The organism is Roseburia sp. AF25-13LB (assembly GCF_003478915.1).
GTDB lineage: Bacteria > Bacillota > Clostridia > Lachnospirales > Lachnospiraceae > Roseburia_C > Roseburia_C amylophila.
This window is the reverse complement of the sequence record NZ_QUFO01000001.1, coordinates 556,796-580,309: the sequence shown is the minus strand read 5'-3', so window position 1 is coordinate 580,309 and position 23,514 is coordinate 556,796. Positions and strand designations below refer to the sequence as shown.

Here is a 23,514-nt window from a genome sequence, read left to right as displayed (position 1 = left end):
GTCTGGCATGAAGAAAATTGCAGGATGGCTGAGTTTTATCCTTCTGGTATCGCTGTTCACAGGGTGTGGCAGACAGGAGACAGATGACCCGGCGTATTATATTTATTATCTGAATAAAGAAAAAACAAAAGTGGTAGAGCAGCCATATGATTTAAAAGAGGGCAAGACAGAGGACATGATATCCACTCTTTTAGATGCGTTGTGCACCAATACGGATAGCGTGGAGTATCAGAAACCGGTTCCTGGTGATGTTACAATTACAGACTGGTCACTGGAAAGCAATCAGCTGTTTCTTTACTTTAATGATAATTATTCCAAAATGCAGTCTACGGATGAGGTGTTGTGCCGGGCAGCAGTGGTAAAGACACTGGTACAGCTTCCGGATGTAAAATATGTATCTTTTTATGTGGGAGATGCACCGTTGGCAGACAGCCGGGATAATGTAATCGGACTGATGACAGAAGAAAGCTTTGTTGAGAATCCGGGAAAACAGATTAATTCCATTCAGACAACAACATTACATTTATATTATGCAAATGCTGATGGAAACGGACTGGTAGAATGCGAAAAAGAAGTACAGTATAGCAGTAACATTTCCTTGGAAAAACTGATTATGGAGAATCTTTTAAAGGGACCGGATGATAAGAATTTGAAAGCACCACTTCCGGAAGGAACAAATCTTGTCAATGTTACGACAACCAATGGAATCTGCTATGTTACATTAGATGAGGCGTTCCTGAATCAGAATTATGAAATACAGGAGCCAATTGTCATTTATTCTATTGTAGACTCTTTATCGGAGATTTCAACCATTAGTAAGGTGCAGATTTCTGTAAATGGAAAGACCAGCGGTGTTTACCGGGATAGTTTTGCATTAGACCAGCTTTATGAACGGAACCTTGACTATGTGGTAAGTGCAGATGAGAACGAGACGGTATCTACAGAAGCACAAACAGAAGAGACACCTTAGTAGAAGGTCTTAAGAAGAAGTATCTTATATGTAACATATCTTATAAGCAACATATTAAGAAGAAACATCTTAGAAAAATATTTAGGAGGGGTTATATCGAAATTATAAAACGCCCCTTATGCTATGGAACGATATTGTTCCTGTGTGGTATTATTGTCTGCCTGTCTGTTCCGACGGTCATAAAAGTTATCATTATCAGTTTTGTGGCAGGGTGTCAGATGTATCTGCTGTATGCCCTGCGGCAAAGAAAACGGAGGGTATACCGGTTTACAGCAGTACTTGGAATAGGATTTTTTCTGCTGGGAATTGCAAGAATCTGGTATATGCAGCAGCAAAGCTATACCATTGAGACGATTTTAAAAGAGCAGGAGACCAGCCTTTCTGTAGAAACAGATGCTTCCAGAGGCTGGCAGACGGAAAATGAAAAGACAATTTTACAGGGGAAGATAGAGAAAAAAGAACGAAAAAACAATCAGACAAGATTATATCTTAATCATGTTTTCTTACGGATTGGAGATAAAACCTATAAAACCAATTCTGTCCTGGTTCGACTGAAGCAGGAACCATCTGACCAATCGTGTCGTATTGGAACAACCATTGTATTAGAAGGAAATATCCGACAACTGAATCGCGCTGCCAATGATGGTAATTATGATGAATTTCAATATTATCACAGTCTGAATATGGATTATCATTTTGATGCCGAAAGGATTTGTGGCGAATATGGAAGAGAAGATGTACTGGCAGAGAAATTATTTATAATAAAAGAAAAATTAAAAAAAGATTATATAAATAATTTATCGAAAAGAAATGCTGGGATTCTTGGAACAATGCTTTTAGGAGATAAAGAACTTTTGGAAAAGGAAGTTTCAACAGTCTTTCAACAGGCAGGAGCCAGCCATGTGCTGGTAATCAGTGGAATGCATATTTCCTGCATTGGACTGTTCTGTTATGGACTTCTTAGAAAAAAAGGAAATTCTCTTTGTGCCTGTACGGCAGCGGTTGTATTTTTGTTCTGTTATGTGAAAATGACCGGGATGGGAATATCTGCTATCCGGGCATGGATTATGTTTGCACTTCTTATGGCAGCAAAGCTGTCCGGGCGAAGCTATGATAGCAGAACCGCTCTTTCTGTGGCAGTGCTGGTGCTTTTATGGAAAAACCCGTATCTGGTTGAAAATGCAGGACTCCAGTTTTCGGTAGCTGCAATTCTTGGTGTGGTAGTAGTGGCAAAATGTATTGGACAGTTGTTTCCAAGGGAGCAAAAACAGCAAACACAGGAACGGAAAACAGGCGATAAGGCGGCAAATAAAATACGGGAAATATGGAAACGGCAAATCCGGCAGAACTTTTTAGTTTCGCTTTCCGTTCAACTTACAACACTTCCACTGGTGGCATACTATTATTATGAAGTGCCGGTCTATGCTTTGCTTCTGAATCTGTTGATAGTTTCTTTGTTGAGTGTAGTTTTAATAAACGGGATAGCTGTAACATTGCTCATGTGTATGGGAAAAATTGTTGTAGGAAGACTGTTTGCGGGACCGGTAATCATGATGTTGGAATTATTGCTGGACGGAATTTATGTTGGAGTCAGCTGGTGCAGCCGGCTCCCGGGAGCTACGAAGATAGTAGGACAGTGGCCGATACAGCGCATCATATTCTATTATCTGATGCTTGCAGCCGCCTGCTTGCTGATAAAAAAACGGACAAAGAAAAGCGGAAACAGAGATGGGAATAGAAATACAAATACAAATATACTCCTTAGAAAGTTTACGATTGTTTTGATTGGAAGCGTGGTGTTACTTCTGGTTCTTCGTCCGGTAAAGAGTAATCATCTTATGGCAGTTCTTGATGTGGGGCAGGGAGATGGCATCTATGTACGACTGGGGGAAGATACCAATCTTTTTTTGGATGGCGGAAGCACTGATGTGTCTAAGGTGGGAACGTATCGGATTTTGCCATTTCTAAAAAGCAATGGAATCACGAAGATAGATTATTGGTTTATAAGCCATTATGACGAAGACCATGTGAACGGATTGTTAGAAGTTCTTGAGACGGAGTATTCTGTTGAAAATATTATATTGCCTGGAAAACAGCCGGATGTAAAGAATTATCAGAGCATATGTGCACTGGCAGAGCAGAGAAACATTCCAATCTTATATATGAAAGAAGGAGATTGCATAAGAAGTGGCGAGGATACCATAAGCTGCCTCCTTCCGGACGGAGAGTATCAGGCAGAGGATGAGAATGGAAAATCCATGATATTGCTCTATCAGACGAAATATATTTCCGGGATATTTACCGGAGATGCCGGAGAAGCAGAAGAAAATTGGCTCTTAGAAAAGCAGCGGTTGTGGAAAGTAGATTTTCTTAAAGTAGGACATCATGGCTCAAAGTATTCCTCGACAGAAAAATTTTTAAAAGCACTTTCGCCGGAACTGGCATTGATTTCCTGTGGGGAAAACAACCGATATGGACACCCTCATCAGGAGACTATAAATCGATTAAAAGAAGCTTCGGCAGAAATTTTTGATACGATGGAAGGCGGTCAGATTTCACTGGAAGAGGAAAAGGGAAAGATCACAATTCAAAGCTTTCGGTAAGTATGCTTTGATAAAGAAGTAAAAATATAGTATAATATCCTTTATGAAAACAATAGATAATGACATTAAAATGGGACAATTAAAAAACGTATATCTTTTATATGGAACGGAAGACTATCTGAAACGGCAGTATCGTGATAAGCTAAAACATGCACTGGTAGAGCCGGATGATACGATGAATTTTTCGGCATATGAGGGAAAGGATATTAATCCAAAGGAACTGATTGATTTATCGGAGACACTGCCATTCTTTAAAGAAAAGCGTATGATTCTGGTGGAAAACAGTGGCTTCTTTAAAAACAGCTGTGATGACCTGGCAGAATATATGAGCCAGGTGCCGGAATCCACCTGCTTTGTTTTTGTGGAAGAAGAAGTGGATAAGCGTTCCAAATTATTTAAAGCGGCATCCAGGGCTGGAAGTGCCGTAGAATTTGAGACCCCGAAGGAAGATATGCTGATTCGCTGGATACTGGGCAGAATCCAGCGGGAAGGGAAGAAAATTACCCAGTCCGTGATGCAGCTTTTCCTGTCAAAGACCGGTTCCGATATGGAAAATATTGATAAGGAATTAGAAAAGCTTATCTGTTATACATTGGATAAGACAGAGATTTCTGCGGCAGATGTAGAGGCAATCTGTACCGGACAGACGGAAAATAAAATCTTTGAAATGATTGATGCCATCTCTGCTAAGAATCAGAAGAAGGCTTTGGACTTATATTACGATTTACTGGCATTAAAGGAAGCACCCATGCGGATTTTATTCCTGATTGCAAGACAGTTCCAGAATCTGCTTTTGATAAAAAGCATGTCAGCAAAAGGATATCCTGCTGTCAGTATTGCAAAGACTGCAGGGATGCCAAGCTTTGCAGTGCAGAAGAATCTTCGGCAGGCAGGAGCTTTTAAAATAAATCAGTTAAAGGATGCAATTGAAGACTGCGGACAGGCAGAAGAGGATGTCAAGACGGGAAGAATGGCAGACCAGTTAGCCGTAGAACTTCTGATTGTAAAATACAGTGCATAAAAAAAGAACGTTTCGAATGACGGTACGAAACGTTCTTTTTTATAATCGTTTATAATCTATGCTCTTCCGGCAATTATGCCATTTTGTTCACAGCTTTGTTTAAGCGTGAAATCTTTCTGGAAGAAGTGTTCTTGTGATAAACACCCTTAGTAGCAGCTTTGTTGATTTCAGATGTTGCAGCAACTAATGCAGCAGCAGCAGCCTCTTTATCGTTTGCAGCGATTGCAGCGTCTACTTTCTTAATAGATGTTTTAACTTTTGATCTAATAGCCTTGTTTCTATCAGCTTTGGTCTGATTTACAAGAATTCTTTTCTTAGCAGATTTAATGTTAGCCAACCTGTACACCTCCAATATGATTGTTTTATTGTTTTTGGTTGTTTCATTAAAGCCGGACACGGACGTTCTAATGTAAACATACTATGATAGTTTATCCCACATATTTACATCTGTCAATACATATTTGGAGAAAAAATGTAAAAAATAATAAAGAAAATTTATTTGGAAAAATTATTTACAGGAAGTGAAGCTATGTTTCAGGTAAGAACAGACCTCGCATTAGAGACGAGAGAAAAATTTGATGAAGATCATATTGAAGTAAAGGGAGTACGGGTGGATGAGGAAAGAATTTCACCGGAAATCATGATTACAAGGGTATTTATTGACACAGAAAACGGAGCAAAGGCAATGAAAAAACCGAAGGGAACATATATTACCATTGAGGCTTCGGACATGATGGAAGAAGATGAGGATTATCACAGAGAAGTGTCCGGGCAGCTGGCAAAAGTGATTGAAACCATGCTGCCGGGGAAAAAAGAAGAACTCAAGATATTGGTAGTGGGTCTTGGCAACCGGGAAGTGACACCGGATGCATTAGGACCTTATGTAGTAGATAATATGATGATTACCAGGCACATTATCAAGGAATATGGACAATATGCCTTTGGAAATAAGGCGACGAGCCAGATAAGCGGAATTGTGCCGGGCGTAATGGCACAGACCGGCATGGAATCAGGAGAGATTGTCCGGGGAGTCATTGAAGAGACGAAACCGGATATTGTAATGGTGGTGGATGCACTGGCGGCCCGCAGCGTGAAGCGTCTGAACCGTACCATCCAGATTACGGATACCGGAATCAATCCCGGTTCCGGTGTGGGCAATCACAGGCACGCCATTAATAAAGAAAGCATGGGAATTCCGGTAATTGCCATAGGAATTCCTACCGTAGTAGATGCCGCAACGATAGTTTCGGATACCATGAGTGACTTAATCGGAGCCATGCGGGAGTCAGCGCAGCTAAAAAGCGTGGGAAATGGGCTGGCAGGTCTGGATGAAATTGAAAAGCATGAGCTGGCAAGAGAACTTTTATCTCCACATTTGAATGCAATGTTTGTAACCCCAAAAGATATTGATGAAGCGGTAAAAAGGCTGAGCTATACCATATCAGAGGGACTGAATCTGGCATTCTCCCGGTTCTAAAGGGACAGAAGCTGCATAGAATATAGTGTTTGCTATGGCAGAACAGGAGGTGCTGGCAGCATGAGAGTCTATGGGCAAAGATATCAGGGAAAAACGGAACTGGTCAGGAAACGAAAAAAATGGTACAGGCAGTCTGCTATTGCACTTTTTCTGTTGTATGCATTTTTTCTTATGGTGAAAGCGGGAACCGGAAGGGAAACACTGGCAAAACGTTTTTTTTCTTATATACAAAATGAGATATCCATGTCCATGACCAGACAGTATATTCCGACTGTTGCCTATATGGCAGAGGGCAGGCAGGAACAGACACTGAGTGATTTTTTGCTGGAAAAAGTGACAGACCAGATACCACTTATCGGATATGCAGATACCATAAGGACTTATGATACGACAATTGAGAGCAGCCTTTCAGAAGAAGAGATTGTTGCACTGGAAGGAAAGGATGAAGCGGAAGTAGAGGCTAAGCAGATGGCGGAGGCAGCCAGCAGAGAGAATCAGGACTGCATAGTGGCAGAAATGGAGCAGGAAAATGCGCAGGCAGGAGCAGATGCGGCAGCAGAAGCGGCAGCAGAAGCGGCAGAGCAGCCGGCAGCCCCGGATAATACAGCAGTCAGCTCTCAGCCGTTGGTGGAGATTCCAAGAGAAAAATTAAATGATTTTGATTATCTGATTCAGAATTTTTATCAGGTGGACAATACAACAACCATCAATAGCAGTCAGTTAAATGCAGAAGAATTGTTAAATATGGATTTAACCATAAAAACGCCGGCAGACCAGCCGCAGATTCTGATTTACCATACCCATTCCCAGGAAATGTTTGCAGATTCCGACCCAAATGATGTAATGACGGGCGTTATGGGAACAGGGGAATATCTTACCAGCCTGTTACAGGAAAAATATGGATTTCAGGTCATGCATCATATGGGACAGTATGATGTGGGAGACAGAGATCACGCCTATGCCAATGCGGAGGGGCCCATTGAGCAGCTGTTAGCAGAGAATCCGAGCATAGAAGTGGTAATAGATTTACATCGTGATGCAGTGGATAAGCATATGGTGCGGGAGGTAAACGGGGTGCAGATGGCACCGATTATGTTCTTTAACGGACTGAGCCGGACAAAGGCGTTAGGAGATATTTCTTATCTCAATAATCCAAACCTTACCGGGAATCTTGCTTTTTCCCTGCAGATGCAGATTGCAGCGGCGGAGTATTATCCGAATCTTACCCGCCCGATTTATTTAAAAGGATACCGGTATAATATGCATTTTAAAGAGAAATATCTTTTGATCGAAATGGGTTCCTATACTAACACGCAGGAGGAGGCACGCAATGCCATGGTTCCACTGGCAGACCTTTTGAACAGAGTGCTGCATGGAGAAAATTAGAAAAACATTTCGTAATGAAAATGTAATAACTTTTTCGGAAAAACACATTGAAATCACTTGCATTTCTTATATAATAAAAGAGATGCGTAAAATAAAACGAAAGATATGGAGTTATCATGGAATTTTCAAGCTTAGAATTTTTATTTCGGTTTTTGCCGATTTTTCTTATTATATATTATCTGGTACCGGTAAAGTATAAAAATCCGGTACTTTTCTTTGGCAGTCTGGTATTCTATGCCATGGGAAACTGGAAGGATGCACTTCTTTTATTGTTTTCCATGAGTCTGAACTACATTCTGGTATTACTGATGGATCATATAAGTAGGAAGAGCAGCAGAAATACCATGCTTGTGATTTTGCTTTGCTATAATATCGGATTATTGTGTATATTTAAATATACAAGATTGTCGCTTCCGCTTGGAATCAGCTTTTATACTTTTACCATGCTTTCCTATGTGCTGGATGTCTATAAGAAGAAAACAGCAGCGTTGAGGGATTATCTGGAGTATGGAACTTATATCCTTTTGTTCCCAAAGCTGATATCCGGACCGATTGCCCAGTTTGCCAATATGGCAGGGCAGTTAAAGAAACATCCAATCCGTCTGGAGAAAATCGAACATGGTCTGACTCTTTTTATCATAGGATTGGGATATAAAGTAATTATTGCAAATCATCTGGCAATTCTCTGGCGTGATATTCAGGGCATTGGCTTTGAGAGTATTTCCACACCGTTAGCGTGGATGGGAGCATTCGGTTATTCTGCACAGTTATTCTTTGATTTCCAGGGATATTCCCTGATGGCAATCGGAATCGGAGAGATGCTTGGATTTGATTTGCCGAAGAACTTTGACCATCCGTATCGTTCCAGGACAGTGTCTGAGTTTTACCGCCGGTGGCACATTACACTGGGAAGATGGTTCCGTGATTATTTATATATTCCCTTGGGAGGCAACCGGAAGGGAAATGCGTGGACATTTTTCAATCTGCTGATTGTCTGGGTTGTAACCGGAATGTGGCATGGTTCTACCATTAATTTTCCATTATGGGGCTTGATTTTATTTGTATTTATTGCGTTGGAACGATTTGTAATCAGAAATTTTTTAGAGAAACATGGATGGCTGGCACACCTTTACATCTGGTTTGTAATCCCTCTGACCTGGGTCGTGTTTGCAATTACGAAGTTATCTGATTTGAAAGTATATTTTGCAAGACTGTTCCCGTTCTTTGGAACCGGAATCGCAGTCAATGCAGGCGATTATCTGAAATACGGCAGAACCTATGGAGTGTTTTTCCTATTGGCATTTGTGGTATCACTTCCTTTTATGGATAAGATATTAAAAAAATGCTGGAAGAAGTGGTGGATGAAAGCAATTTTGTTTGTTGTATTATGGATTTGTATTTATCAGATTGCAAATGGACTGAACAATCCGTTTATGTATTTTAGTTTTTAATGGGAGGCTGTCATGAAGAAATGGAAGAAATGTCCGCTTCTTATTGTTACGGTAATCAGTATGCTGCTGGTAAGCGGTGTTGCATTAGCCGGAACAAAGGGCGCATATAAAGAATATAATAAGGACTGGCCGAAGGTTCCGGCGGTGGCTGGCATGATGCAGGCATCCAAAGAGGGCATTCTGCCATGGGATAAGGCAGAACCGGAGGAGGATTTGGAAAGCGTATATGCTGACAAAGAGGGGCTGGCAACGGAAGAAGCAACAGAAGCAGTTGCAGATACGGAGGCAGAAGTGGATAAGACTTATACTTTTACCGATGTAACCCAGGATTATTTTGATGATGCAGTATTTATCGGAGATTCCAGAACCGTTGGCTTAAGAGACTATGGCGGCTGGGATAATGCAACTTATTATGCCAGTATCGGACTTACGGTCTATGATATGTTTGATACGCCGATTGTCGAGGAAAACGGCGCGAAGATTACCGTTGAAGAAGCATTAAGCGAGCATCAGTTTGGTAAAGTCTATCTGATGATTGGAATCAACGAAATGGGAACCGGTACAGTAGACAGCTTTATGAAAGCATATGAAGAAGCTGTCAATCATATCCGGGAATTACAGCCGGATGCACTGATTTTCTTACAGGGCATTATGTATGTAAAACAGGAAAAGTCAGAGACCGACCCGATTTTTAACAATCCGGCAATCAAAGAACGGAATGACAGAATTGCAATGCTTGCAAATAATCACGATATATTTTATATTGATGTAAATGAAGTAGTGACTGACGAAACAGGAAATCTGAATCCGGAATATACTTATGATGAGATTCACCTGCTGGGAAAATATTATTCCCTGTGGACGGATTTCCTTTTGAAACATGGAATAAAGAAGGAGTAAATATATGTCAATCGACCAGAGTAAGATTCGTAATTTTTGTATCATTGCCCATATTGACCACGGTAAATCAACCCTTGCAGACCGTATTATCGAAATGACAGGGCTTCTGACCAGCCGCGAAATGCAGGCGCAGGTTTTAGATAATATGGATTTGGAGCGGGAACGTGGAATTACCATTAAGTCCCAGGCAGTCCGTATTATATATCATGCCAAAGATGGAGAAGAATATATTTTTAATTTGATTGATACACCGGGACATGTGGACTTTACCTATGAAGTATCAAGAAGTCTTGCTGCCTGTGACGGTGCTGTGCTGGTAGTAGATGCGGCACAGGGGATTGAGGCACAGACCCTTGCCAATGTATATCTGGCATTAGACCATGATCTGGAAGTGATTCCAGTCATTAATAAAATTGATCTGCCGAGTGCAAGACCGGAAGAAGTAGTAGAAGAAATTGAAGATGTGATTGGAATTGAGGCACAGGATGCACCACGGATTTCTGCCAAAACAGGGTTGAATGTGGAAGAAGTATTAGAGCAGATTGTGCATAAATTACCGGCACCAAAAGGGGACGCCAAAGCGCCTCTTCAGGCGTTGATTTTTGATTCTGTGTATGATGCTTATAAAGGTGTTATTGTATTCTGCAGAATCCGGGAAGGTTCCGTAAAACCGGGGACAACCATCCGCATGATGGCAACCGGAGCAGAAGCAGATGTAGTAGAAGTAGGATATTTCGGAGCCGGACAGTTCATTCCATGTGATGAGTTAGAAGCCGGAATGGTAGGTTATATTACTGCCAGCCTTAAGAATGTGAAAGAAACCCGTGTGGGTGATACCATAACAGAAGCAAAGCGTCCTTGTGATGCACCATTGCCGGGATATAAGAAAGTTAATCCGATGGTATACTGTGGATTATATCCAACAGATGGAGCCAAATATCCGGATCTTCGTGACGCTTTGGAAAAATTACAGTTAAATGATGCCGCCTTACAGTTTGAACCGGAGACTTCCATTGCATTGGGCTTTGGTTTCCGCTGTGGTTTCTTAGGACTGCTTCATTTAGAGGTAATTCAGGAGCGGTTAGAGAGAGAATTTAATCTTGATTTAGTAACGACAGCACCAGGCGTTGTATATCGGGTACATAAGACGGATGGTACCATGATAGAATTGACAAACCCATCCAATCTTCCGGATCCATCCGAAATCGAATATATGGAAGAGCCGATGGTTGCAGCAGAAATTATGGTGACATCCGAATATGTAGGTGCCATTATGGATTTGTGCCAGGAACGCCGTGGTATCTATAAGAGTATGGAATATATTGAGCAGACCCGTGCAGTTATTAAATATGACCTTCCGTTAAATGAAATTATTTATGATTTCTTTGATGCATTGAAATCCCGTTCCAAAGGATATGCGTCCTTTGATTATGAGATGAAGGGTTATGAGCAGTCAGAGCTTGTGAAGCTGGATATTCTTATTAATAAAGAAGAAGTGGATGCTCTTTCCTTTATTGTATTTAAGGATACCGCCTATGAGCGTGGAAGAAAGATGTGTGAGAAGTTAAAGGAAGAGATTCCGAGACATTTATTTGAGATCCCGATTCAGGCAGCCGTTGGAAGCAAGGTAATTGCCCGTGAGACAGTAAAAGCAATGCGAAAAGATGTGCTGGCAAAATGTTACGGCGGTGACATCAGCCGTAAGCGTAAACTGTTAGAGAAACAGAAGGAAGGTAAGAAACGTATGCGTCAGGTGGGAAATGTAGAGATTCCACAGGAAGCATTTATGAGTGTACTGAAGTTAGATGAGAAATAGATGACAGGAGAACATAGATGGAACTTTATGTGCATATTCCTTTTTGTGTAAGAAAATGTGAATATTGTGATTTCTTATCAGCACCTGCGGACGAGCGGTTACAAAACCGCTACGTGGGTGCTCTTTTGCATGAAATCAGATATTACGGACAGACAATGGGACGTCCGGCTCTTTCTACTATATATATAGGGGGCGGAACACCGTCTCTTTTAGCACCGGAATATATCGCACTTCTTTTAAAACAGATTCAGGTAAGCTTTGAGGTGGAAGCAGATGCAGAGATTACCATAGAATGTAATCCCGGAACTTTAAATGAGGAAAAACTTCTTACCTATAAAGAAGCAGGCATTAACCGTCTCAGCATAGGGTTACAGTCTGCCTTTGATGATGAATTAAAGATATTAGGAAGAATCCATACTTACCGGCAGTTCTTGGAGAATTATGAATGTGCCAGAAGATGTGGATTTGAAAATATCAACGTTGATTTGATGAGTGCCCTGCCTTATCAGAGTACGGAGAAATTTGTCACCAGCTTAAAGCGTGTCATAGCATTAAAACCGGAACATATTTCAGCCTATTCCCTGATTATCGAAAAGGGAACACCATTTTATGAAAAATACAAATTCGAGGCAGTGCTCCGGGAAGCCGGAAAGCCGACAGAGCATCTGCCATCTGAAGAGACAGAGTATGAAATTTATAAAAAGACTCAGGAGATTCTTGCAGAGGCAGGTTATGAGCATTATGAAGTATCCAATTATGCAAAGCAGGGGAAAGAGGCAAGGCATAATATCGGATACTGGAAGCGGGTACCGTATCTTGGGGTAGGACTTGGGGCAGCTTCCTTGATTGGAGAAGTACGCTACAGTAATATAAGAGAGATTGAAGCGTATATCAAAGCATGCGGTAATATTTCGGCGAAGGAAATAGATGGAGTACCGGCATTGAATCTCCATGAGAGTGCAGATGCAATCAGCCGCCATGCCCAGATGGAAGAATTCATGTTTTTAGGCCTGCGTATGTTAAAGGGAGTTACAAGAACAGAATTCAAAGAGACTTTCGGCGTGGAAATAGAAGCAGTATATGGCGAAGTCTTAAACCAGCTTCAGGAAGAGGACTTAATCGAGAAAAAAGCCGGTGTAATAAAGCTCAGCGACCACGGTATGGACATCAGTAACTATGTACTCGCCCAGTTTTTACTGGATTAAGTAGTGCGGTGTTGAACCGCATTGAATCAGAACAAATCTAAAGAAATTATAAAATTATAAAATGCTGTTGACAAAAAAAACGAATGGTGCTATCTTAAGTACATAGAAATTAGCACTCTTTCAAGTTGAGTGCTAACAACAAAGAAAAAGCAGTACAAAAAGCTTTTCCAAATACCTATAAAAGTTTCATTTTCAGGAGAACGTGAATGAACGAGAACGAATTAGATGAAAGAAAAACAAAAATCTTAAATGCAATCATTCGCAACTATCTGGAAACGGGTGAGCCGGTTGGTTCAAGAACCATTTCCAAGTATACGGATTTGAACTTGAGTTCCGCAACAATCCGGAATGAGATGTCGGACTTGGAAGAGATGGGATATATTTTGCAGCCACATACATCGGCAGGAAGAATTCCATCCGATAAGGGATATCGCTTCTATGTAGATAATCTGATTGCAGAGAAGGACAAAGAAGTATCCGATATGAAAGAGTTCGTAATTGAACATACGGAGAAGATGGAACAGGTATTGCAGCAGGTGGCAAAGTTGTTGGCGAACAACACGAATTACACCACCATGATAACAGCACCGCAGTATCACCACAACAGCCTGAAGTTCATCCAGTTATCCAATGTGGATGATGAACATATTCTGGCAGTTGTCGTATTGGAAGGCAATCTTGTGAAAAATAAGATGATTCCGATAGAAGAGCCGATAGATAATGAGCATATGTTAAAACTTAACATGCTTTTGAATACACATTTAAATGGATTGTCATTAGATCAGATTAATCTGGGCACCATAGCAGTGTTGAAAGAGAAAGCCGGTATCCATTCCAAAGTCATCAGTGATGTATTGGATGCAGTAGCAGAAGCAATCAGCGAAGACGAGGATTTGGAGATATATACCAGCGGTGCAACGAATATCTTAAAATATCCGGAGTTATCGGATTCGCAGAAAGCAGGAGAGCTTTTAGATGCGTTAGAAGAGAAGAAACAGTTAGTAAGTCTGGTGACGGATAACCTCAGCAATGAGGAGAACGGCATACAGGTTTATATAGGAGATGAATCTCCAATTCAGACCATGAAGGACTGCAGTGTGGTAACAGCTACCTATGAACTTGGTAAAGGCGTGAAGGGAACGATAGGAATTATCGGACCGAAGCGTATGGATTATGAGAACGTCATGGATAATCTGAAAAATTTGAAATCACAACTAGAAGGCATATTTGATAAGCCGAAGAAAGAATAGCATAGAAAGGTGGCAAGGAAGTGGCAGAAGAAAAGAAAGAAGAAGTGCTTGAGGAAGTATTAGAAGACTTAGAAGCAGAGGATGCAAAAAAGCAGGAAGAAGCACAGAATACCGCCTCAGAAGAAAAAGAAGTTGAGGCAGAAGAAAAAACGGAAGATACCGAATCTGAACCGGAAGAAATAGAGAAAGAAGATGAGGAGAAAAAGAAAGGTATCTTTAAAAAGAAAGACAAGAAAGATAAGAAGGACGAACAGATTGAAGATTTAACCGACCGGCTGAAACGTCAGATGGCAGAATTTGAAAACTTCCGTAAGAGAACGGAAAAGGAAAAGAGCCAGATGTATGACATGGGAGCCAGTGCAATCTTAGAGAAAATCCTTCCAGTTATCGACAATTTTGAAAGAGGGCTTGCAGCTGTACCGGAAGAAGACAAAAACAATGGCTTCGTAGAAGGTATGGATAAGATTTATAAGCAGATGATGACAGTGCTGACAGAAGTTGGTGTAACACCGATTGAAGCAGCCGGTCAGGAGTTTGACCCGAATCTCCATAATGCAGTAATGCATGTGGAAGATGAAGAACTCGGTGAGAATGTAGTAGCCGAGGAGTTACAGAAAGGTTACAAGTACAAAGAAAATGTAATCAGACATAGCATGGTAAAAGTAGCGAATTAAGCATAGGAGGATAAGAACATGAGTAAAATTATTGGTATTGATTTAGGAACAACAAACAGTTGTGTGGCAGTTATGGAAGGTGGAAAACCTACCGTTATAGCAAACCAGGAAGGTGCAAGAACAACACCATCTATCGTAGCATTTACAAAAACAGGTGAGCGTCTGATTGGTGAACCAGCAAAACGTCAGGCAGTAACCAACGCAGAGAAAACAATCTCTTCCATTAAGAGACATATGGGAACCGATTACAAAGTAAGCATTGATGACAAACAGTATTCTCCACAGCAGATTTCTGCAATGATTTTACAGAAATTAAAAGCTGATGCAGAAGGATATTTAGGAGAAAAAGTATCAGAAGCAGTTATTACTGTACCGGCATACTTCAATGATGCACAGCGTCAGGCAACCAAGGATGCAGGTAAGATTGCAGGACTTGATGTAAAACGTATCATCAACGAGCCGACAGCAGCAGCACTTGCTTATGGACTGGACAACGAAAAAGAACAGAAAATTATGGTATACGACTTAGGTGGTGGTACATTTGATGTATCTATCATCGAAATCGGTGACGGAGTCATCGAAGTATTATCTACAAATGGTGATACCAGATTAGGTGGAGATGATTTCGATAACAAGATTACACAGTGGATGATTGACGAATTCAAGAAAGCAGAAGGCGTTGACTTATCTACTGATAAGATGGCTCTTCAGAGATTAAAAGAAGCTGCAGAGAAAGCTAAGAAAGAGTTGTCTTCAGCAACAACAACCAATATCAACCTGCCATTCATTACTGCAACAGCAGAAGGACCAAAGCACTTTGATATGAACTTGACAAGAGCAAAATTCGATGAGTTGACACATGACTTAGTAGAAAGAACAGCAATTCCGGTACAGAACGCTATGAAGGATGCAGGCGTAACCAATGCAGACTTAGGCCAGGTATTATTGGTTGGTGGTTCTACACGTATCCCGGCTGTTCAGGATAAAGTAAGACAGTTAACAGGCAAAGAGCCAAGTAAATCCTTAAACCCGGATGAGTGTGTAGCACTTGGTGCTTGTATCCAGGGTGGTAAATTAGCAGGAGATGCCGGCGCAGGTGATATCCTTCTTCTGGATGTTACTCCATTGTCACTGTCTATCGAGACCATGGGTGGAGTTGCAACAAGACTGATTGAGAGAAATACAACAATTCCTACAAGAAAGAGCCAGATTTTCTCAACAGCAGCAGATAATCAGACAGCAGTAGATATCAACGTAGTGCAGGGTGAGCGTCAGTTCGCGAGAGATAACAAATCCCTTGGACAGTTCCGTCTGGATGGTATCCCACCAGCACGTCGTGGAGTTCCTCAGATTGAAGTTACTTTCGATATCGATGCAAACGGTATTGTAAATGTATCTGCAAAAGACTTAGGAACCGGAAAAGAACAGCATATTACAATTACTGCCGGATCTAACATGTCTGATGCAGATATCGATAAAGCAGTAAAAGAAGCAGCTGAATTTGAAGCACAGGACAAGAAGAGAAAAGAAGCAATTGACACCAGAAATGATGCAGATTCCTTCGTATTCCAGACACAGCAGGCATTAGACCAGGTTGGAAATAACCTTGATGCGGCAGATAAATCTGCAGTAGAGGCTGACTTAAATGCACTGAAAGCTTTAGTAGATGCAAATCCACAGGCTGAAAACATGACAGAGGATCAGGTTGCTGAGATGAAAGCAGCAAAAGAGAAACTGATGGAAAGTGCACAGAAAGTATTTGCTAAGATGTATGAGAATGCTCAGGCAGCTCAGGGAGCCGCTGGTGCAGGCCCTGATATGGGAGCAGGTGCAGCCGGTGGAGCAGCTGCAGGTTCCGCAGATGATGATGTGGTAGATGCTGATTACAAAGAAGTATAATTCTACAGATAAAAAGCAGTAGAAAGGGTTGGCAGTTTTACTGTCAACCCTTACAAACGGTAAAGAGGGAATAGATTATGGCAGAACAGAAAAGAGACTATTACGAGGTCTTAGGCGTTGATAAAAACGCAGATGACGCAGCAATAAAAAAAGCATATCGTGTCCTTGCCAAGAAATATCATCCGGATATGAACCCGGGGGATAAAGAAGCAGAAAAGAAATTCAAGGAAGCATCTGAAGCATATGCAGTACTGAGCGACCCGGAGAAGAGAAAACAGTATGACCAGTTTGGCCATGCAGCCTTTGATGGAGGTGCCGGCGGAGCAGGCGGATTTGATTTCTCAGGTATGGATATGGGAGACATTTTTGGAAGCTTTGGAGACATTTTCGGAGATTTCTTTGGCGGCGGAAGACGCAGCAGCAGCAACGGACCGATGAAGGGAGCCAATGTACGTGCCAGTGTCAGAATTACATTTGAAGAGGCAGCATTTGGCTGTGAGAAAGAAATTGATTTAGTATTAAAGGATGAATGTAAGACCTGTCATGGTACAGGAGCGAAGCCGGGAACCAGTCCGGAGACCTGTAGCAAATGTCAGGGAAAAGGAAAAGTGGTATATACCCAGCAGTCCTTATTTGGTATGGTACAGAATGTACAGACCTGTCCGGAATGTAACGGAAGCGGTAAAATTGTTCGTGACAAATGTCCGGACTGTCGTGGAACCGGCTACATTGCCAGCAGGAAGAAGATTAAGGTCAGCATTCCTGCCGGAATTGATAACGGTCAGAGTGTAAGAATCCGTGAAAAAGGTGAGCCGGGGGTAAATGGCGGACCAAGAGGAGATCTTCTGGTAGAAGTAGTAGTATCCCGCCATCCAATCCTTCAGAGACAGGGCATGGATGTATATTCAACAGCACCAATCAGTTTTGCACAGGCAGCATTGGGCGGAGAAGTAAGAATTACAACCATCGACGGCGATGTGGTCTACGAAGTAAAACCTGGTACACAGACCGACACCAGAATCCGTCTGAAAGGAAAAGGAATCCCATCCCTGCGTAACAAGGCAGTCCGTGGTGACCAGTATGTTACACTTGTGGTTCAGGTCCCGACCGGATTAAATGAAGCTGCAAAAGAGGCACTGCGCCAGTTTGATGCAGAGACCGGTAATTCATTAAAGACACAGAATGGTGCGGCAGGCACGAAAAAGAAAAAGGGATTTATGGGAAAAATTAAAGAGTCCTTCGATGATTTATAAAAATGATAAAGCTGTTTCCTGAAAAATGGAGGCAGCTTTTTTTACGCGAGTAGCGAGAAAAATCGCATGCTTGCAGATTTGGCGAGCACCGCGATAACTCGAGAAACTCGCAAAGCGTGTTTCTCGTAGTTGAGTATTGTGATAATTCGGGAAAACTGCAAAAGTGAGTTTCTCGTTGTTGCATTTTGTGACAACATATTGTATACTGTTTCTGATTCATAAGTTTTTTGTAACCATATGTTGATTTAGGCAACCGTTTATGAGACAAGGAGAGAGATTTATGAAGCAGCATAACAGCGCTGTGATTAAGAAGGATGCAGCACAGTTTGATAAATGGTGTTTTCAGCAGACTGTGGAACTGGAACATACAAGGAGAGAACTGGAAAATTCCAAACGCGAGATGGAACACCATCAGAGGGAGTTAGAACGTCAGAAGCGGAAATTCGAGATGGAGAAGAATCTTGAACAGGAGCGGATGAAGCGGGAACAGCATCTTTTTGACATGAAGTGGAAAATATTAGAAAGTGAACTTCAGAAACTTGCTGCCGAAAAGCAGAAAATGGAGCGTCAGAGAGACTTTTACAGCAGAGTACATGAATTTGAACAGGAGAATAGAAACCAATCATCCAATGTGGTGAAGGGAGAAATGTTCTTTATGGGCGTGGGCAATGAAAAATCATTGCGGAAGCGTTATAAGGATTTGATTAAAATATATCATCCGGATAATCTCAATGGAGACACCGGTACCATTCAGGAAATTAACCGGGAATATCAGGTGCTGATGCAGAAACTGGAAGTAAAATATCAGTAATAAGATTGCAATAATAGCACAGCAATGACATAGCAATAAACAGGAAAATCAGCGGGCAGAAGAAATATGTTCCGCTGTTTTTGTGTTACCAGACATGCATAGGCGTCGCTATGTATCTAAAGAAGCTGTCTGCTGGTTGCCGTTGATTCCCTTACAGTTGCGAAAAATAAAAAGCTATGTTAAGATTAAAATGTTTGCTTTTTATAATAGAAGGTTAAGATAAGAACAGGAGCAGAAACTATGAAATGGGATAAATATACAATAGATACAACAACAGAAGCTGAGGATTTTATCAGCATGATGTTATCAGAAAATGGCATTGAAGGAATTGAAATCGAAGATAATGTACCATTGACGAAAGAAGAAACAGGAGAAATGTTTATTGATTTTCCGCCGGAGCTTCCACCAGACGAAGGAAAAAGCAAAGTCAGCTTTTATTTAGAGGCAGGCGAAGACCATACCGAGACTTTAAAGGCAGTCCGCATTGGTTTAGAGCAGTTAAGAAGCATGGTAGAAATCGGAAGCGGAGATATTACCTCCAGCCAGACCGAGGATATTGACTGGATTAATAACTGGAAACAGTTTTTTCAGTCTTTTTATATCGATGATATTTTAATCAAACCAACCTGGGAACCATTAAAGGAAGAGGATAAAAATAAATTCTTAATCGAGATTGACCCGGGTATTTCCTTTGGAACTGGAAAGCATGAGACAACACAGCTTTGTATCCGCCAGATTCGTAAATATTTAAAAGAGGGCGAGCGTGTTCTGGATGTAGGATGCGGCAGTGGAATCTTATCCATTGCAGCATTAAAGCTTGGTGCAGGCAGCGTAGTGGGCACGGATGTGGATGGAGATTGTATCACATCAACTCATGAAAATATGACAGTCAATCATCTGGCAGAAAATTCAGGTGAATTTTATGTTGGAAACCTGATTGACGATAAAGCATTTCAGGAAAAGATTGGCACAGGTTATGATCTGGTCGTAGCGAATATTTTAGCGGATATTATTATTCCGATGGCACCGGCACTTTATCAGTGTGCGAAAGAGCAGGGAGTGCTTATTACTTCCGGAATTATTGATTTTAAAGAAAACGAAGTAAAAGAAGCTTTAGAGCAGGCAGGCTTTGAAATCTTAGAAGTCAACCATCAGGGCGAATGGGTCAATGTAACTGCACGGAAAAATCAGAGGTAAAATAGATGCATCAGTTTTTTGTTGAAAAAAGCCAGGTGGGCAAAGAATATGTTACCATAACCGGAAGCGATGTAAATCATATCCGGAATGTACTGCGTATGAAAATCGGAGAGACGATTCGCATCAGTGACCGGGAAGGTGGCAATTATTTTTGTAAGATTGCAGAAACCGGAGAAAATTTCGTGCAGGCAGACATAGTATCTGTGGACGAAGAAGGAACCGAGCTTCCGTCTAAAATCTATTTATTTCAGGCACTGCCGAAGGGAGATCGGATGGAAACGGTGATTGAAAAGGCAGTAGAACTTGGTGTCTATGAAATCATTCCGGTAGCCATGAAATACTGTGTGGTAAAGCTGGAAGGAAAAAAGGCAGCACAACGGGTACAAAAATGGCAGGCGCAGGCAGAGACTGCAGCAAAACAGTCAAAGCGCAGTATCATTCCAAAGATTCATGAAGTAGTATCTTTCAAGGAAGCCTTAAAGCTGGCAGAAAACTGTGATATCCGCTTAGTGCCTTATGAAAATGAAAATGGCATGGAAGGGACCAGGACAGTATTAGAGCAAATCGAACCGGGGAAGAGTATCAGCATTATGATAGGACCGGAAGGCGGATTTGCAGAGGAAGAGATTGCAAAAGCAAGAGAGACCATGCAGTCCATATCCTTAGGAAGAAGGATACTTCGGACAGATACAGCAGGTATCTGCATGATGTCCATGCTGATGCTGCAATTAGAGAGCCGTATATAACGAAAAAACAGTAAGAAAGTGTAGAAAAGTATGGAAGCATATCTGGATAATTCTGCGACCACCCGCTGCAGTGACCGGGCGTGTCAGTTAATGGTAGACCTTCTGACGAAGGATTATGGCAATCCATCTTCCCTTCATATGAAAGGAATTGAGGCAGAACGATTTGTTGAGACTGCAAAGAAGAAAATAGCAAAAACATTAAGAGTATCAGAAAAAGAAATCATCTTTACATCCGGTGGAACGGAGTCAAATAACCTTGCGATTATCGGTGCTGCAATGGCAAACCGCAGAGCGGGAAATCATATTATAACCACATCCATTGAACATGCATCCGTAGAGAATCCAATGGAATTCTTAAAGGAGCAGGGCTTTGACATTACTTATCTTTCTGTGGATGAGAATGGAATTATTTCACTGGAAGAATTAGAAGAAGCAGTAACGGAACAGACTATTCTTGTTTCCATGATGCAGGTAAATAATGAAATCGGAGCCATCGAGCCGGTTGCAGAAGCTGCAGAGCTTATTAAGAAAAAGAATCCGGCTACACTGATTCATGTAGATGCAATCCAGTCTTATGGAAAAATGTATATCTATCCAAAGAAGCTTGGCATAGACATGCTTTCCGTCAGCGGACATAAGATTCATGGTCCAAAGGGAAGCGGATTCCTCTGGGTGAAGGAAAAGACGAAATTAAAGCCGCTGATATTAGGCGGTGGACAGCAGAAGGGAATGCGTTCCGGAACAGAAAATGTACCGGCAATTGCAGGTCTTGGAGAAGCAGCAGAAGAAATCTATGAGAATCTGGATGAAAAGAGAGCGCATCTTTACGGATTAAAGCAGCGTTTTATCAACGGAATCGAAAAGCTGGAAGGAACCCATGTAAATGGAAAGACCGGAGAGGATTCTGCACCACATATCGTCAGCGTCAGCTTTGAAGGAATCCGAAGTGAAGTATTATTACATTCACTGGAAGACAGGGGGATTTATGTATCTTCCGGTTCTGCCTGTTCTTCCAATAATCATGCAGGCAAACAGAAGGGAAGCAAGACCCTTAGAAACATTCATTTAAAGGAAAACCTTCTGGATTCCACACTGCGTTTTTCCTTCAGTGTGCATACAACGGAAGAAGAGATTGATTACGCATTAGAAGTACTGGGAGAGCTGCTTCCGGTATTGAAGAAATATACAAGACATTAAAAGAGAAAGGAAATCATATGTATAAATCATTTCTGGTAAAATATGGAGAAATCGGAGTAAAGGGAAAGAACCGTTATATTTTTGAAAATATGTTAATGGAGCAGATCCGCCATGCGTTAAAGACAGCAGAGGGCGAGTTTGAAGTAACCAAAGAGCAGGGAAGAATCTATGTCAATGTAGTATCCGATGACTATGATTATGACGAGACCGTAGAAGCATTAAGCCGTGTATTTGGTATTGTAGGATTCTGTCCATTACTTCAGGTAGAGGATGAAGGCTTCGATAAATTAGCGGAGACAGTGGTAGATTATCTGGGTAAAGAATATCCGGAAAAGAACTTTACCTTTAAAGTAAATGCAAGGAGAGCAAGAAAGAATTATCCTCTTGATTCCATGGAAATCAATGCTGAACTGGGTGGAAAAATCTTAGATGCGTTCCCGGAGAGCAAGGTAGATGTGCATAACCCGGAGGTTATGGTCTGCATTGAAATCAGAAGCCTTATCAATATTTATTCCAAGGAAATTCCGGGACCGGGTGGAATGCCGGTAGGTTCTAACGGAAAAGCAATGTTATTATTATCCGGCGGAATCGACAGTCCGGTAGCAGGTTATATGATTGCAAAACGTGGAGTAGCGTTGGACGCAACTTATTTTCATGCACCGCCATATACTTCAGAACGTGCAAAACAGAAGGTAGTGGATCTGGCAAAACTGGTAGCAAGATACAGCGGACCTATCAATCTTCATGTAGTGAATTTTACCGATATCCAGCTTTATATTTATGAGAAATGTCCACATGAGGAGCTTACTATTATCATGCGCCGCTATATGATGAAACTGGCAGAGCATTTTGCTAAAGAAAACCGCTGTTTAGGACTGATTACCGGAGAGAGTATCGGACAGGTTGCAAGCCAGACCATGCAGTCATTAGCGGCAACCAACGAAGTATGTACCATGCCGGTATACCGCCCATTGATTGGATTTGACAAGCAGGAAATCGTAGAAGTGTCAGAAAAAATTGATACCTATGAGACATCTATCCAGCCGTTTGAAGACTGCTGTACCATTTTTGTGGCAAAGCATCCGGTTACCAAACCGAACATTGAATACATCAAGAAATCTGAAACAAAGTTAGAAGAGAAGATTGATGAACTGATGCAGACTGCAATTGATACGGTAGAAGTGATTCATGTAGAAGCAGAGTAGTGTGAATAGAAATAGAATGCTGTTTAGAAGCAGAATATTACGTAGAAACAGATAATATATAAAAGCAGAGCAATATATAGAAACGGAATTAAATAAGGGACTCGCACAGCGTAGCGGGTTCCTGCACAAATAAAAAAAGGGATTGCTTTCGCAATCCCCCCAATTCATTTACATCAATTCAATTATACAAGATAAGGTTTTAATGCTTCCATAATCTCATCCAGATTAGACTCTGCATGGATTGCTAAGTCGATTGGTTTGGATAAATCTAAGCTGAAGATACCCATGATAGATTTAGCATCGATAACGTATCTTCCAGAGATTAAGTCGAAATCAAATTCGAACTGTGTGATTGCGTTTACGAAGGATTTCACCTTATCGATTGAGTTTAATGAAATTTGAACTGTTTTCATAGTAAGACCTCCTTGGTTGCTATAAATACTTTTTCTTAAT

General features: G+C 41.3%; 20 protein-coding genes. 18 read left to right on the top strand and 2 right to left on the bottom strand.

Annotated features, from left to right (window positions below; genetic code table 11):
• The first annotated feature begins 7 nt into the window (after nt 1–7).
• The 3 genes from DWY37_RS02830 to holA all read left to right on the top strand — a co-directional run bounded on the left by DWY37_RS02830 (nt 8) and on the right by holA (nt 4,594).
• Nucleotides 8–970, top strand: coding sequence for a GerMN domain-containing protein (locus DWY37_RS02830; RefSeq protein ID WP_117696980.1), 963 nt, complete (start codon nt 8–10; stop codon nt 968–970).
• Nucleotides 971–1,173: 203 nt separating this feature from the next.
• The gene (locus DWY37_RS02825) at nt 1,174–3,573 is read left to right on the top strand and encodes a DNA internalization-related competence protein ComEC/Rec2 (protein WP_256385700.1); all 2,400 of its coding nucleotides are present in this window, start codon (nt 1,174–1,176) and stop codon (nt 3,571–3,573) included.
• 43 nt (nt 3,574–3,616) lie between these two features.
• Entirely contained in the window at nt 3,617–4,594 is a 978-nt protein-coding gene (gene holA / locus DWY37_RS02820; protein WP_117696985.1) for a DNA polymerase III subunit delta, read from the top strand.
• 73 nt (nt 4,595–4,667) lie between these two features.
• On the opposite strand, the gene rpsT is transcribed toward holA, so the two are convergent.
• Nucleotides 4,668–4,931 (bottom strand): 30S ribosomal protein S20, encoded by a 264-nt coding sequence (rpsT, locus tag DWY37_RS02815; RefSeq protein ID WP_022243092.1) that lies wholly within the window; start codon nt 4,929–4,931, stop codon nt 4,668–4,670.
• 192 nt (nt 4,932–5,123) lie between these two features.
• Between rpsT and gpr the strand changes: the two genes are divergently transcribed.
• The 15 genes from gpr (at nt 5,124) to thiI (ending at nt 23,061) form a co-directional block, all read left to right on the top strand.
• Nucleotides 5,124–6,071, top strand: a complete 948-nt coding sequence (gpr, locus tag DWY37_RS02810) for a GPR endopeptidase (RefSeq protein WP_117696988.1) — start codon at nt 5,124–5,126, stop codon at nt 6,069–6,071.
• 60 nt (nt 6,072–6,131) lie between these two features.
• Entirely contained in the window at nt 6,132–7,457 is a 1,326-nt protein-coding gene (locus tag DWY37_RS02805) for a stage II sporulation protein P (RefSeq protein ID WP_242986050.1), read from the top strand.
• Between the two features lie 116 nt (nt 7,458–7,573).
• The gene (locus DWY37_RS02800; protein WP_117696991.1) at nt 7,574–8,908 is read left to right on the top strand and encodes an MBOAT family O-acyltransferase; all 1,335 of its coding nucleotides are present in this window, start codon (nt 7,574–7,576) and stop codon (nt 8,906–8,908) included.
• Nucleotides 8,909–8,920: 12 nt separating this feature from the next.
• Nucleotides 8,921–9,808, top strand: a complete 888-nt coding sequence (locus DWY37_RS02795; protein ID WP_118541521.1) for a GDSL-type esterase/lipase family protein — start codon at nt 8,921–8,923, stop codon at nt 9,806–9,808.
• A 4-nt stretch (nt 9,809–9,812) separates the two neighbouring features.
• Nucleotides 9,813–11,624, top strand: a complete 1,812-nt coding sequence (gene lepA, locus DWY37_RS02790; RefSeq protein ID WP_022243087.1) for a translation elongation factor 4 — start codon at nt 9,813–9,815, stop codon at nt 11,622–11,624.
• Nucleotides 11,625–11,641: 17 nt separating this feature from the next.
• A complete protein-coding gene (gene hemW, locus DWY37_RS02785) occupies nt 11,642–12,829 on the top strand; it encodes a radical SAM family heme chaperone HemW (protein WP_117696996.1) in 1,188 nt (395 codons plus the stop codon).
• A gap of 206 nt (nt 12,830–13,035) precedes the next feature.
• Nucleotides 13,036–14,079: a heat-inducible transcriptional repressor HrcA gene (gene hrcA / locus DWY37_RS02780; protein ID WP_022243085.1), complete on the top strand. Its 1,044-nt coding sequence runs from the start codon at nt 13,036–13,038 to the stop codon at nt 14,077–14,079.
• A 20-nt stretch (nt 14,080–14,099) separates the two neighbouring features.
• A complete protein-coding gene (gene grpE, locus DWY37_RS02775) occupies nt 14,100–14,753 on the top strand; it encodes a nucleotide exchange factor GrpE (RefSeq protein WP_022243084.1) in 654 nt (217 codons plus the stop codon).
• An 18-nt stretch (nt 14,754–14,771) separates the two neighbouring features.
• Complete coding sequence (dnaK, locus tag DWY37_RS02770) at nt 14,772–16,652, top strand: molecular chaperone DnaK (protein WP_117696999.1); 1,881 nt, start codon at nt 14,772–14,774, stop codon at nt 16,650–16,652.
• A gap of 77 nt (nt 16,653–16,729) precedes the next feature.
• Nucleotides 16,730–17,905: a molecular chaperone DnaJ gene (gene dnaJ, locus DWY37_RS02765; RefSeq protein WP_117697001.1), complete on the top strand. Its 1,176-nt coding sequence runs from the start codon at nt 16,730–16,732 to the stop codon at nt 17,903–17,905.
• 280 nt (nt 17,906–18,185) lie between these two features.
• Complete coding sequence (locus tag DWY37_RS02760) at nt 18,186–18,716, top strand: molecular chaperone DnaJ (protein ID WP_242986051.1); 531 nt, start codon at nt 18,186–18,188, stop codon at nt 18,714–18,716.
• A gap of 240 nt (nt 18,717–18,956) precedes the next feature.
• A complete protein-coding gene (gene prmA, locus DWY37_RS02755) occupies nt 18,957–19,913 on the top strand; it encodes a 50S ribosomal protein L11 methyltransferase (protein ID WP_117840942.1) in 957 nt (318 codons plus the stop codon).
• 5 nt (nt 19,914–19,918) lie between these two features.
• Nucleotides 19,919–20,659 carry a 16S rRNA (uracil(1498)-N(3))-methyltransferase gene (locus DWY37_RS02750; RefSeq protein WP_022243079.1) on the top strand — a complete coding sequence of 247 codons (741 nt, stop codon included), beginning with the start codon at nt 19,919–19,921 and terminating at the stop codon, nt 20,657–20,659.
• Between the two features lie 30 nt (nt 20,660–20,689).
• Entirely contained in the window at nt 20,690–21,856 is a 1,167-nt protein-coding gene (locus DWY37_RS02745) for a cysteine desulfurase family protein (protein WP_117697004.1), read from the top strand.
• A gap of 17 nt (nt 21,857–21,873) precedes the next feature.
• On the top strand, nt 21,874–23,061 hold the full coding sequence (gene thiI, locus DWY37_RS02740) for a tRNA uracil 4-sulfurtransferase ThiI (RefSeq protein ID WP_117697007.1): 1,188 nt from the start codon (nt 21,874–21,876) through the stop codon (nt 23,059–23,061).
• Between the two features lie 182 nt (nt 23,062–23,243).
• Here the strand turns inward: thiI and DWY37_RS02735 are convergent, their stop codons facing one another.
• Complete coding sequence (locus DWY37_RS02735; protein WP_022243076.1) at nt 23,244–23,474, bottom strand: HPr family phosphocarrier protein; 231 nt, start codon at nt 23,472–23,474, stop codon at nt 23,244–23,246.
• Nucleotides 23,475–23,514 lie beyond the last annotated feature (40 nt).